11 protein-coding genes and 2 pseudogenes are annotated in these 12,417 nt (G+C 69.0%); 6 read left to right on the top strand and 7 right to left on the bottom strand.

Annotation, left to right across the window (positions count from 1 at the left end):
* Window positions 1-59: 59 nt before the first annotated feature.
* The gene (locus ACFYZZ_RS09575) at window positions 60-929 is read right to left on the bottom strand and encodes a universal stress protein (RefSeq protein WP_389173261.1); all 870 of its coding nucleotides are present in this window, start codon (window positions 927-929) and stop codon (window positions 60-62) included.
* A 179-nt stretch (window positions 930-1,108) separates the two neighbouring features.
* On the opposite strand from ACFYZZ_RS09575, the gene ACFYZZ_RS09570 reads away from it, so the two are divergent.
* Window positions 1,109-1,927 carry a universal stress protein gene (locus ACFYZZ_RS09570; protein WP_389173259.1) on the top strand — a complete coding sequence of 273 codons (819 nt, stop codon included), beginning with the start codon at window positions 1,109-1,111 and terminating at the stop codon, window positions 1,925-1,927.
* A gap of 564 nt (window positions 1,928-2,491) precedes the next feature.
* Here ACFYZZ_RS09570 and ACFYZZ_RS09565 read toward each other — a convergent pair.
* A pseudogene (locus tag ACFYZZ_RS09565) lies at window positions 2,492-2,782 on the bottom strand (CBS domain-containing protein); the annotation flags it as partial.
* Between the two features lie 116 nt (window positions 2,783-2,898).
* On the opposite strand from ACFYZZ_RS09565, the gene ACFYZZ_RS09560 reads away from it, so the two are divergent.
* On the top strand, window positions 2,899-3,819 hold the full coding sequence (locus ACFYZZ_RS09560; RefSeq protein ID WP_389173258.1) for a pyridoxamine 5'-phosphate oxidase family protein: 921 nt from the start codon (window positions 2,899-2,901) through the stop codon (window positions 3,817-3,819).
* 38 nt (window positions 3,820-3,857) lie between these two features.
* On the opposite strand, the gene ACFYZZ_RS09555 is transcribed toward ACFYZZ_RS09560, so the two are convergent.
* Window positions 3,858-4,535: a CBS domain-containing protein gene (locus ACFYZZ_RS09555; protein ID WP_389173256.1), complete on the bottom strand. Its 678-nt coding sequence runs from the start codon at window positions 4,533-4,535 to the stop codon at window positions 3,858-3,860.
* 183 nt (window positions 4,536-4,718) lie between these two features.
* On the opposite strand from ACFYZZ_RS09555, the gene ACFYZZ_RS09550 reads away from it, so the two are divergent.
* Window positions 4,719-5,486, top strand: a complete 768-nt coding sequence (locus ACFYZZ_RS09550; protein ID WP_389173254.1) for an STAS/SEC14 domain-containing protein — start codon at window positions 4,719-4,721, stop codon at window positions 5,484-5,486.
* Between the two features lie 238 nt (window positions 5,487-5,724).
* Here ACFYZZ_RS09550 and ACFYZZ_RS09545 read toward each other — a convergent pair whose 3' ends face one another.
* A complete protein-coding gene (locus tag ACFYZZ_RS09545; protein WP_389173252.1) occupies window positions 5,725-6,093 on the bottom strand; it encodes a hypothetical protein in 369 nt (122 codons plus the stop codon).
* A gap of 211 nt (window positions 6,094-6,304) precedes the next feature.
* Window positions 6,305-6,658 carry a VOC family protein gene (locus ACFYZZ_RS09540; protein ID WP_389173250.1) on the bottom strand — a complete coding sequence of 118 codons (354 nt, stop codon included), beginning with the start codon at window positions 6,656-6,658 and terminating at the stop codon, window positions 6,305-6,307.
* Between the two features lie 818 nt (window positions 6,659-7,476).
* Here ACFYZZ_RS09540 and ACFYZZ_RS09535 point away from each other — a divergent pair.
* A complete protein-coding gene (locus ACFYZZ_RS09535; protein WP_389173249.1) occupies window positions 7,477-9,444 on the top strand; it encodes a choice-of-anchor P family protein in 1,968 nt (655 codons plus the stop codon).
* A 194-nt stretch (window positions 9,445-9,638) separates the two neighbouring features.
* Here the strand turns inward: ACFYZZ_RS09535 and ACFYZZ_RS09530 are convergent.
* Both ACFYZZ_RS09530 and ACFYZZ_RS09525 read right to left on the bottom strand, forming a co-directional pair.
* Window positions 9,639-10,217, bottom strand: a pseudogene (locus ACFYZZ_RS09530) (sensor histidine kinase); the annotation flags it as partial.
* Window positions 10,218-10,653: 436 nt separating this feature from the next.
* Complete coding sequence (locus ACFYZZ_RS09525) at window positions 10,654-10,869, bottom strand: hypothetical protein (protein WP_389173248.1); 216 nt, start codon at window positions 10,867-10,869, stop codon at window positions 10,654-10,656.
* A 747-nt stretch (window positions 10,870-11,616) separates the two neighbouring features.
* Between ACFYZZ_RS09525 and ACFYZZ_RS09520 the strand changes: the two genes are divergently transcribed.
* Window positions 11,617-12,102: a DUF2975 domain-containing protein gene (locus ACFYZZ_RS09520; RefSeq protein WP_389173247.1), complete on the top strand. Its 486-nt coding sequence runs from the start codon at window positions 11,617-11,619 to the stop codon at window positions 12,100-12,102.
* Complete coding sequence (locus tag ACFYZZ_RS09515) at window positions 12,102-12,323, top strand: helix-turn-helix domain-containing protein (protein WP_389173245.1); 222 nt, start codon at window positions 12,102-12,104, stop codon at window positions 12,321-12,323. Before ACFYZZ_RS09520 ends, ACFYZZ_RS09515 begins: the two co-directional genes overlap by 1 nt.
* Window positions 12,324-12,417 lie beyond the last annotated feature (94 nt).

Raw genomic sequence — 12,417 nt, 5'->3', positions numbered from 1 at the left:
GGACGGACGCATCGGTGGCCCCAGGCACCGGCCGCGCCGATGTCCCGCCGGGGCCGGGCTCAGTCATGAGGGACGACGGCGACGGGGCAGCGCCCGTGATGAACGGCGGCCTGCGCCACGGGCCCCAGGTGCGGCACCAGACCATGGCGATGCCGACGACGGCCCACGACCAGCAGCGCGGCGCCCTCGGCGGCCTGTACGACGGCCTTGGCGGGGCTTGCCAGACGGACGCTCTCGGTCACATCCACCCGCGGGTACTTCCCCCGCCACAGGTGGAGCGCCTCGCTCAGCTGCCTGTACGCGTCCCGAGTGATCTCATCGGTGACCTCGTGGTCCACGCCCCAGGGCACCCGTGCATGGAGCGGCACGCTGCTGCCGTGGACCGCCAGGAGAGGAAGGCCCCTGGCCGCAGCGGTGTGGAAGGCGAAGTCAAGCAGGGTGTCGGAGGATCCGTGCAGTTTCAGGGCCACGACCACCCGGCTCGCGGGTGCCGACGGCATTCCTTGCTCCGCGGGATCGGCACGGACCAGCACCACCGGCCGCTCCGCCCGTGCCACGACGGGCATGCTGATGTCACCCAGGAAGTAGCTCTCGACGGGCTCCAGACCACGCGAGCCCAGCACCGTCATCTCCGACTCCGACGAGGCTTGGAGAAGGGCGCTCTGGGCGTCGTCGGCGACCAGGTTCCCGACGATGGACAGGCTCGGGTGGCGCGCCTGGAGCTCCGCTCGCGCGGTGTGGACGAGGCGCTTCGCCCAGTAGTTCTGATCGACTTCCGCGGGGGCGCGGGCCGGTTCAGGGGCCAGCAGCGGCCACGCGTGCAGCAAGCGCAGGGTCAGCCTGCGCCTCTCGGCCTCGTCGGCGGCCCAGCGGGCAGCGGCGAGGCTCTCGGGTGAACCGTCGAGGCCCACGGTGACGGCTGGTTGCATGGCGGCGGCCTCCGTCTCGTAAGAAGCTGGACATGACCGGTGGACGTCCGATCCGGTGGTCGGCCCGGACACCACCTGGATGCCGATCGCGGTGCTTCTCTCCTTCGAGGATCACCCCGATCCCCTCCGAGACGCATGTGGACCTGTGGAGGCGTGGAATCCCCGCGAGAGGAGACACGGTGACGATTCCCGTGGTGGTCGGCGTCGACGGATCCGAGGCGAGCCTGGAGGCGGTCGACTGGGCGGCCGACGAGGCGGTCCGGCACGGGGTGCCGCTCCTCATCCTGCACGCGGCCCCCGGGAGCCACGAGGCGTCGGACCTTCTCACGGCAGCCTCGGAACGGGCGAGGCGGGGCGTCCCCACGGTGCGGCTGTCGAGCGAGGTGTCGCGTGAAGACGCGCCCTCCGCCCTGATCGGCAGGGGGCGCAACGCCTTCGCTCTGGTGCTCGGGTCCAGAGGGCTCGGAGATCTCGCCGACATGCTTCTGGGCTCGGTCAGCCTCGCCGTGGCCGCGCGTGCCGACTGCCCGGTCGTCGTGGTCCGCGGCGACGCGGCTCACCGGGAGGCCCGGTTCGGGAACATCGTCGTCGGCATCGAGGACGTGCAGAACAGCGGCACGGCCCTGGAGTTCGCGTTCCGCGAGGTCCAGGCGCGGCGCTGCCGGCTGGTGGCGGTGCACGCCTGGGTCGCGCCATCGGGCACTTTCAGTACACCTCAGGCCCCGTCGTGGCCTCTGGAGGCGCACCTCCGGCCACCGGCACAGGTGCTCGACGACGCCCTGCGTGGGCCGACGGCGCGGTACCCCGACACCCTGGTCGAGCGGCGGCTGATCGAGGCACCGGCACGACAGGCACTGCTGGAAGCGGCGTCGGAGGCGGATCTTCTGGTCATCGGTGCCCGCCCGCGACGTGTGCGTCAGGGCCTGCAACTGGGCCTGATCAATCATGCGCTCCTGCATCACGCGCCGTGTCCCACCGCGGTCGTACCCCACAGATGACGGCCGGATGACGGCCAGCGGCTGAGAGGGCCCGTGCCGACCACCCCCTTTGGGACCGGACGCCGGTCGGCAGGGACTTTCGACCCTGTGACCGAGGCGGCAGTTGTCCGATGGTGGACAAGGCGGGGGAATCGAGGCAGGGGAATCGGACCAGCGACGTGCTGGAGGCCGCATCATGAGCACACACGGTTCGCGGTCCGCATCCGGTCCGCCCCGGCCGCACAAGGGGGACGTGCCACACGAGGCCAACCCGCTCAGGCGTACGTCACCGCTCCGCCGATGAACACGGCCGGCGCGCAGGCAAGCGGCTGGTTCGTGGCCGGCATGGCGGCGCTCGGTGTGGCCCTCGGGGCGCATGCGGCACGGGCAGCCACGCGCCTGGCTCTGAACCGGAGAAGGTACGCGCAGTGGGAGGCCGAGTGGGACCTGGTGGAACCGCTGTGGTCCGGGCGCTTCCGCCGCTGTCCGACGGGCACCCGTGACCCCGCTGGACGGCCCGTCCGGGACCCTGCGGCTCAGGAAGTGGTGGGGAAACGCCGGCATCGTCCGTCCGGTACGCGATGTGGCAGGCGACGACATCAGTTCCTCGGCGCGGACCCCTTCGGCCCTTGGCCCGTTCCCAGGCCCCCAGGTTCGGGACGGGGACCCTGCCCGACGGATCGGCCTGGTCTGCGCTCTTGCGGAGCAGGTCGGCCTCGGACAGCACACCGATGGGGGCGTTCCAGGTCGTCCACCACGGGCACTGCCGTGACGTCGTTGTCCGTCAGCAGCCTGACCAGCTCCTTGAACGGCGTGTCACGCCGTGCCCGGACGATGTCCCGGGTCATGAAGCTCCTCGACCGTTCGGTGGTGCATGTCGCCTTCCTGAGACGGGCAGCCCGCCTCGCGGATGCGGGGTCTCGTCCCGTGCGGCGGTGCGTCCCGCGTGGCAGGTTGGAATACAGCACCATTCTGAGCAGAGGGCGGCGATCATGCGAGCTCACCTCGGCGACCAACTCGTCATCGAAAGTCCGACGACCGGCGGGGCCAAGCGCGACGGCGAGATCGTCGGCCTCCACCACGCGGACGGAACCCCTCCGTACGACGTGCGCTGGTCGGACACGGAAGAGGTGACGCTTGTCTTTCCCGGGCCCGACGCGCACATTCGCCATCTCGAGCACGAACAGTTCGGGACCGCCCATGAGACACGGCCGGGCACGGCCGGGGCGGAGCCTGTGTCCGCGGCCGGCGCTCCGACCGGGACGCGCAACCCGGGCGACATCGGCCGGCGCGTGGGCACCGAACGCCGCAGACGGGGACTCAGCCTGAAGGAAGCGGCCCGCCGCGCGCGCATGTCGCCCCGCTACCTGTCATACCTGGAGGAACAGCCCGCCGACCCCACGATGCCGGCTCTCCTCAGGCTGGCCGACGCGCTGGGTACTTCGGCCACGGCACTGCTCGGCGGCGGCATGGATCTCCCGCCAGGCCAGGGCTACGCACTCCTGCACCCTCAACTGCGAGACCTCAGCCCCGACGAATGCCGCGCTCTGCTCTCCACGCACGGCATCGGGCGCGTCGCGGTGTCGGCGCCCGACGGCCGCCCGGCGGTCGTCCCGGTCAACTACGACGTCGTCGATGACGCCATCGTCTTCCGGACCGCGCCCGACTCCATGGCCGCAGCAGCCGCGGAAACGGAGGTCGCCTTCGAGGTCGACCACGTGGACGAGGCTCTGAGCCAGGGCTGGAGCGTGCTGGCCGTCGGCCGTGCGACCGTCGTGACGGAGCCGGAGACCGTGCGCAGGCTGGTCCAACGCGCCCACACCACGCCATGGGCCGGCGGCGAACGCGCGATCTGGGTGTCGATCCGCCCCACGAGCCTCACGGGCCGTCGCATCACTCCGGCCGACCAGTAGACACGGAGCGCTGTTGAGGGGCGCAGCTGCCAAGCCACTTACCGCGTGGTCTCTGATCCGTCCTCTGCGGCTCCCTCGGGTACGAGCCGTGTCTCGACGCCCACCACACCCTCCAGAGCACGGACGAGGCGCTCGGCGACCCAGCTGAGCGAGGTGTCGGGGACGCGCCCGCGGAGCGTGACGACCCCGTCCCGCACGGACACGTGGATGGCGTGAGCGACCGCGGGGAACAGGTACGACACCACGGTGCGGCGGACTTCCTCCTCGATGTCCTCGTCCGAGCGCAGGAAGACCCTCAACAGGTCGCCTCGGCTGACGATGCCCGAAAGCCTGTCCTCGTCATCGACCACGGGGAGCCGCTTGACGTGTTCCTTCGCCATGATCCGGGCCGCCTGGGCCAGCGTGACGTCGGGGCGGACCGTGACAGCGGGCGTACTCATGAGCTCCTCAGCGGTCAGCGCCTCAGCCTTGGCCAGGACTGACCGGTGACGGATCCGGTCACGCCGGGTGAGTCCGTCGTCCCGGAACTCCTCCTTGGGCAGCAGGTCGGCCTCCGAGACGACACCGACCACACGCCCTTGCCCTGCCACGACCGGCACGGCACTGACCTGCCACTGCTCCATGACCCGCACGATCTCCTTGAACCGCGCAGCGCGCCCGACGGCCACCACGGAACGGGTCATCACATCGCTCACGATGTGCGGAGCATCAGGCATGGCATGGTCCTTCAGGGGCGCACCAGAGGAACTGCTCGGCCGCATGCCTCCAGCATCACCGCGCCCCAGCATGCCGCAATCCGGCCGAACGCCGCCCGATCCGGGGCCGTACGGGTAGGTCGCGGCGGTTCTCGGTCGATGCGACGGTATTCACAGGGGGGCTTGGCTGTACGGAGGAACGGAATGCTTGACTGGGCCCAGGACGCGCCACCAGGGGTCGACGCCGTCAAGGCGATCGGCACCGTGTCGAAGCACGACTACGAAACCGTGATCGAGCCGATCGTCGATGCCGCACGCAGGGAAGGCCGCCGTATCCGGCTCCTGTACGAGTTCGGCCCGGAATTCCGGTCGTTCACCCCCGCAGCCGGGTGGGAGGATTTCAAGGTCGGCATCGGCGCCCTGCGGCTGTTCGAGGGGTGCGCCGTCGTCACCGACATCGGCTGGATCCGGGAGTCGACGCGGTTCGCGAGTTTCCTGATGCCCTGCCCTGTACGCGTCTTCGACGTACAGGAGCGCGAGGAGGCCCTGAGCTGGCTCGTCTCACTGCCCGAAGGACCCGGGGTGTCCCACCAGCTCCTGTCCGACTCCAATGTGCTCGTGATCGAGGTCGAACAACCCCTGCGCACCGCGGACTTCGAGGCACTGGCGCAGACAGCCGACAGTTGGCTCGAAAGCCACGACACGCTGGCCGGTGTCGTGGTGCACGCCCGCGAATTCCCGGGCTGGGAGAACTTCGGAAGCCTGCTCCGGCATGTACGTTTCGTCCGTGACCATCATCGGAAGGTCAGGAGGGTCGCGTTGGCGGCCGACAGCAGGTTGGCCGAGCTGGCACCGCACTTCGCGAAGCACTTCGTCCAAGCCGAAGTAAGGCAGTTCGGATACGCCGAGCTCGACGACGCCGTCGCCTGGGCCGCGAGCCCACCCGACCCCAGCCGTGCCGACGCGGGCTGATCCGGGAGTGGCGGGAAGCCGTCGGCGATCCGCAAGCACATCAACCGCAGCGATGATGGCCTGCGACTCGCCCCAAGAGGCAAAGAGCCCCACCCCTCGCGGGTGAGAGGTGGGGCGGCCGTCCTTGAGGGCCCGGGCAGCGAGCGCGACGAGTGTGTGTCCGCCATAGCCCGGTCGGCGGATGCGATGATGTCGAACGGCATCGGCGTCGATATGGTTCGCCAGACCTCGGGTCACCCTATCCGGCTGGGGCATCCGGAAGCCGACGAGCGACCCGGTAGGCGGCGATGAGGGCCGTGAGCTGACGGTTGAACCCCTCGGCCTCTTGGAGGGCTGCGTCCGGCAGCGGATCGTCGGCGGCACAGCCGAGAGCCGGGCGACCGGCGAGGTGCCCGCACAGGGCGTCCAGGCGGTCGAGGAGGACGGCCATGCGCGCCTGCTCAGGGCTCAGCGACCGCAGCCAGGCAAGGCGTTCCACAGCTGTCTCAGGGCGCGGGGGCAGGCAGCGGCGGATCGCGTCGGCCCGCGCGGCAAGGGTGTTCCACACGGGCACGCGCAGCGTCGCGACCAGCACGTCGGGGACGGCTTCGACGGTAGGGGGCGTCATGTCCCCCACAATCGCAGCGGGCACTGACAACACGGCGCAGCCAGGACACCAGGTCAGCCGTCCGGGCAACGCGCTGTGATGCAGACGGGTCAGTCCGTGCCGTTGCAGACGCATGCGGGCGATGTCGGTCCACATCCGCGCGCCTGACCAACGTTCACACCTCGCCAACCCAGTGGTCCACCAGCACGTCACCGCCTGCGTGAAGACGCGGTCAGGCGGGCTGCCACAGCTCGACCCGATTGCCTTCAGGATCGGTGACCCAGCCGAATCGACCGACACCGTCCATGTCCTGCGATTCTTCGGCCACGTCCGCTCCCTTGGCACGCAGTTGCGCGAGCATCGCATCCAGGTCGCGGACCCGGAAGTTGAGCATGGTTTGCTGGGCGCGGGACCCGAAGTAGTCGGTCTCGGACTCGAACGTCGCAAACACCGTCGGCCCGACTCCCTGATGCCACAGGCCGTTCTCATCGGAGTCCAGGCCCAGGCAGTCGCGGTACCACGCGCTCAGGGCCGTCGGGTCGGCGGCCCGCATGAAGTAACCACCGATTCCAAGCACACGTTCCATGCCGCCATCTTGCCAGGACGGCGATCGGTCGGGCCGGCACCACACCATCGTCCGCTTCACCACCCGTCTGCGGCTGAGCGCTCTGGCTCGGCGCCGCGCCTTCCGTTGTCCCCGGCACGGTCACGTACCTCGGGGCCGCGGCTGCAACGCCACCGCCGCCTCGGGCATCGGCCGAGGACAGGTGCCATTCCCCTGCGCCTAGGAGCTGCCGGGCTCGCCCGACCTCCAGGGTGAGAGCGCGTGTCGACAAAGGGAGAGGGCTCGATGCTGCTGCCGGCGACCGTGCCGCCTCTACCCCCAGCCCGACCAGCACAACTACGAACTCCTGGCCTGACCGGCGACCTCACTTCAGAAGAGCCGCACCCGAGTCCTTTCACCCCCGCTCGATCACACGGTGCTTCGTGGCGCGCACCCCCTCGTAGCGTGAAGTCCGTGATTGCAGAGGAAGTTGGGATTGACCTTCCCCTCGTAGCGCGTGCCGGTGATCATGGTGGGTTGGGTCCGGTTGTGTGCCGGGGCGGTTCAGGTGACGTGGCAAACCTGACGACGGTCATTTTGGCAGCACACCCGGCCGGATGGTACGGGGTGATGGGCGACGTGCCGTTGTGACTTTTGGACCGCGCGGGTGCTTTTCCCAGCTGACGCGGCAGGTTCCCTGAAGTAGATGGTCAGGATTGATCGGTCCGCATGACAGAAATGAACCGCATCGTTCTTACGGTCGGCCCCCGACCCCCGCAATGACAGGTCATCTCTCCTGCCGTCGCCGAGAGCCATGACACAACCGGCTCACCCTGTGGTGCGAGACAAGGAACTTCCATATGAGCTCACGTTTCAGACGCGGCTTCGCCATCGCCGCGCTCACCGCTCTCGCCAGCGCAATGTGCTCCGTGGCACCGGCCCACGCAGCACTTCCCTCACCGATCGCGAAGGCGTACGTCGCCTCGGCCGATGCCATCGGATCAATCGTCGCCGTGGCGCCCGTACCGGTCTCGACCTATCCACCCGGGGGTACGACGACCCAGGTGAGCCTCACCGCGGGGCCGTTCGTCAACAGCTCGACCCTGACCGCCATCACCGCCGGGGACCCCGTCGCAGGGACTTCCAGCGCCTCCGCCACGGTGCAGACCATCAATGCCGACTTCGGTGCGGCCGTCGGCTCTCTGGGTCTCACCGGTGTCAGGTCCAGCTGCAAGGCGACTCCCACCGGTGCGACCGGGTCCGGGGTGATCGCCTCCGGGTCCGTAGCCTTCGACGGCCTACCCGGGATCGCCCTCCAGGCGAACGCTGCACCCAACACCGTCGTGAACGTCCCCGGCCTGGGCCAGGTCACGCTCAACGAGCAGTCGACGGACGTGAACGGGGTCATCACCGTCAACGCCGTGCACCTGAAGCTGCTGCCGGCCTTTGGCGGGGCCAACGTCATCGTGGGCCACGTCGAGTGCGGAGGCGCGGCACCTGCTCCGACGATCACGAAGGCGGCGGAGGAGGACTCGTTCGTCGAGGGGCAGACGCTCCACTACAAGTTCGAGGTGACCAACAACGGCACCGAGCCCCTGACCGACATCGCGGTGACGGACAACGGCCCGGGTTCGCCGACCGTCACCTGCCCCACGGACACGCTGGCGCCCGGTGAGTCGGTGGAGTGCACCGCCACCTACACCGCGACTGCCGCGGACGTGGAAGCGGGAGAGATCACGGACACCGGGACGGTTACCGGCACCCTCCCTGGCGGCGAGAGCGTGACCGGTACCAGCGAAGAGCTGACCATCCCGCTCAGAGCGCTGTCCATCACGAAGTCGGCGATCGACGCGGACTTCCAGGCCCCCGGGGAGACGGTGCACTACACGTACACCGTCACCAACAACGGTCAGGCGCCGCTCGTCGATGTGACCGTGACCGATCTGACGGCCGGCGTCAAGGTGTCCGGCTGCGGGACCAACCAGCTGGCGCCCGGCGAGTCCACCACCTGTCAGGCCACCTACACCACGACGGCGGCCGACGTCGAAGCCAAGCAGATCAACGACCAGGGCAAGGTGACCGCCACCACCTCGGGCGGGGAGACCGTGACGGCGACCAGCAACACGGTCACCACCCCACTTGCGGCACTGACGGTGGTCAAGTCCGCCGCCCAGGACCAGTTCACCGAAGCGGGGCAGACACTCGAGTACACCTACACGGTGACCAACAGCGGCCAGCAACCTCTGACCGGCATCAGCGTCGTGGACACCGGCCCGGGGTCGCCGACCGTCACCTGCCCCAAGGACACGCTGGCGCCCGGTGAGTCGGTGGAGTGCACCGCCAGCTACACCACCACAGACGCGGACGTGGCTGCGGGCAAGGTCGTCAACGAGGCGACGGTGTCCGGTACGACGCCGTCCGGCGCGGAGCTCACTGCCAGCAGCAACGGCGTTACGGTGCCGTTCTCCGGTCTCGGCATCCACGGTTCCGTGAAGGAGTCCAGGTTCACCGGCCGCGGGCAGAAGCTACACTTCACCTTCGTCATCACCAACTCCGGTGAGGAGCCCCTGAGTTCCATCGCGGTCACGCTTTCCGCACCGGGCTCGCCGAAGGTGAAGTGCCCGGAAACCACGCTTCAGCCGGGCGAGAGCATCACCTGCAAGGCCACTTACACCACCACCCGTGACGACGTCGAGGCCGGAAAGGTCACCGTCACCGCCACGGTCACCGGCACCCTCCCCGACGGCAGCACGGTGACCGCCACCAGCAACCCGCTCACCGTCAAGTACTCCTGCCACCACAAGAACCGCGGTGGCTGCAAAGGATGACCACCCCAAGAAGTCGCGTCGCGCCTGAGGCAGTCACCTCGGGCACGAGCAGAACCGACTGACCAGCACCTCAGCCGCCTGCTGGCTCGCCGGCCGGGGCCCGCACTTCGCGGGCCCCGGCCGCGTGCTGTGCGCGCGATGGTGCAGGAAGCGGCCTGGAGCGATGCGGGCGGACTACGGAGTCTGGAAGCCGCCGGCGGAGGCGTGGGCGCGCCCGGGAGGGCGATTGTTGCCACCGTTGCGCCGCCCTCGGCCGGGTCGAGGGTCACCTTGCCGCCGCACGGGGTGATGGTGCGAGCGACGATGGGGAGGCCGGAGCCGGGAAGGGCGCGGGCCGAGAGGGAGCGCCAGAAGCGGTCGAAGACGTGGGGGACGTCTTCCGGCGGGATGCCGGGGCCGTGGTCGCGGACCGTGAGGCTGCCCGAGAGGAGAGCCACCTCGACCGTGCCGCCCGGAGGGCTGAACTTCACGGCATTGTCGAGGACGTTGACGATGGCTCACTCAAACAGGGCGGCAGGTTCCGCACGGACGTACCAGGGGTCCAGGTCGGAGGTGAGCGTGAGCTCCGGACCCCGCACACGGGCTCGCTCCAGTGCCGTCTGCGCGATGTCGTGCAGCGGCAGGACCCGGACCTTGTCCGTCTGCTGGTCCGGTGCCGGGCGGGACAGCTCCTGGAGGTCGCCGATCAGGGCGGCCAGCTCCGTCATCTGCGCGGTGACCGAGGCGAGCAGGGCCTTGCGGTCGTCCGGCGGGATCGCTCGGCCCGTCTCCTCTCTCCAGGCGAGGCGCCGCCAGCACCTGCGCGACGGTCTCTCGCGTGATCTCCAACCGCGACAGATCCGCCCGGGCCTTCTCCAGCCGGACAGCCAACTCCACAGCCTCGGCCTGAAGTTCTTCCACACGCTGTCGAGCCGCGACCTCCCGCGCTTCCAGCTCTTCCGGCAACGACACCATCGCGGCCCTCCTCCACCCCGCCACGGTAGGAGTACGACGGCGCCGACCACACGACAACCAGTGTCTTCCCAGCTCAGCCCATCCCTCGAGAGGAACTACACCCATTCAACTCCACAGGTCGCACTCGGGCCCAGATCCTGACCCCGATCAGGTAGTGGCCGCAGGTCACAGCATAGGTCCTGCCCCCCTGGCAGGACCTGTTCGATCTGTGGATGAGCGAGGGCGCTGGTGCTCGGGTTGGCAACCTGTCGACGATCAAAGGCGGTCCTTCAACGCCGCGTATGCTCGCTCGACCTCGCCCAGGTACTGCTCGAGGCGGAAGCGAACCTCGTCGATGGCCCTGCCGTCGAGGCCCGGGTACATCAGGTTGGACCAGATGACCGTCTCGCCCCGGAGCTGGACCCGGATGGTCAGCCTGCCCGGCCCTGGGTCGGGCTGCTCCTCGGCCGCCACATCCACCATGCGCGGCATGTCCGCTGGATAGAGCGGTCCGCCCGGGCGGAGCAGCCCCCTCGGGCCGAGGCCCGCCATCCTGCTGTCGCTGCGCGCTACCAAGTCGAGGCCATCGACGAAGAGGTACGTGTGCACGGCACCACACATCGACGGCCCAGGACACGCGCTGATGAGCAGCGTACTCACCGCACCGTCGCTCTGCTTATTGGGCACGGTGGCCCTCAGCTCGCGCGGGGATCTACGTGGCATCCGCCTGATGTGACGTCATGGTCCGATCGTAGCGGCTTCGCCGCACCACTTCGGAAGACCGCTCATACGGATGATCGGATGAGAGCACCCGTCGGGAGGCTGAGCTCAACAGGGCATCGACACCCGCTTCAGGAGTTCACTCCGGGCCCCGTTCTGGGCTGCCACCCAGACTCACTGCTGAGCGCCCTTCCACGGCCCGGGAGGGCGCTCATCCATGAGCACCGCATCAGGATTTTCAAGAGAGCTCTTGGTGGGGTCGCATGGCACCGTCGAGGCCGGACGGGACCGCTCATGCGCGCCCTCGCTCCAGGGCTCCGGCGCAGTCGGGTGACGTCCGATTCATGCTCAAGCGAGGCCGACTTCGACAAGATCAAGACGGTTCACGCAACCGTCATACCAAGGGAGGCGGCGGCGTCCCGCCACGGTGCGAAACCGCCGCCCACCCTCCGTCCCAGCCCTTGTTCAACCTATCGAATATCGATAGATTCTGATCGCAACTCGATGGAAGGATGGGTCGTGGGAAAGCTGACAGTGCGTGCGCTGCGCGCCGTGCTCGTGGTGGTGCTCGCCGGCACCGTGTTCGTACAGGCAGGGATGGTGTGGGCGTTGGCCACCGACCCGGAGGACGGGTCGCTCCCGCTGTCCCCGCTGCGCGTGATCACGATTTTGGGCATGGTGTCGGCCCAGGTCGCCCTGGTTTGCGTATGGCGGCTGGTGACGATGGTGCAACGCGGAACCGTGTTCTCCCACGCCGCCTTCCGGTACGTGGACGGCGTGATCGGCGCCTTCGCGGCGGCTGCCCTCCTGTGGTTCGCGGTCACGGCCATCAATGCGCCCGGCCAGCGGGACGACCCGGGCGTCACCGTCATCATGGGCGGGGTCGGCGTGGCCATCCTGGGGGTCGCGCTCATCGTGCTCGTGCTGCGGATGCTGCTCGCCCAGGCCGTCGCGCGCGATGTCGAAGCGGCGCAAATGCAGGCCGAGTTGGACGAGGTGATCTGATGCCGATCGTCGTCGACATCGACGTGATGCTGGCCAGGCGAAAAATGTCCGTGGGTGAACTCGCGGACCGCGTGGGGATCACGCCCGCCAATCTTGCGGTACTCAAGAACGGCCGCGCCAAGGCGGTGCGCTTCGCGACGCTCGCCGCGCTCTGCGAGGTACTCAGGTGCCAGCCGGGCGACCTGCTGCGCTGGGAGGCCGAGGACGGCGCGGGCGGATGACGTGACCCAGGGCGGGCGTGAAAGCGCCTGGCACCACATCGCTTCTTCAGGTGGTAGTCGCGGTTGGGGCCTTCGCGGATGATGCTGGTCCGGG

Origin of the sequence: Streptomyces sp. NPDC001816, assembly GCF_042892235.1 — a bacterium.
Lineage (GTDB): Bacteria > Actinomycetota > Actinomycetes > Streptomycetales > Streptomycetaceae > Streptomyces.
This window is presented reverse-complemented; position numbering and strand designations above follow the sequence as displayed.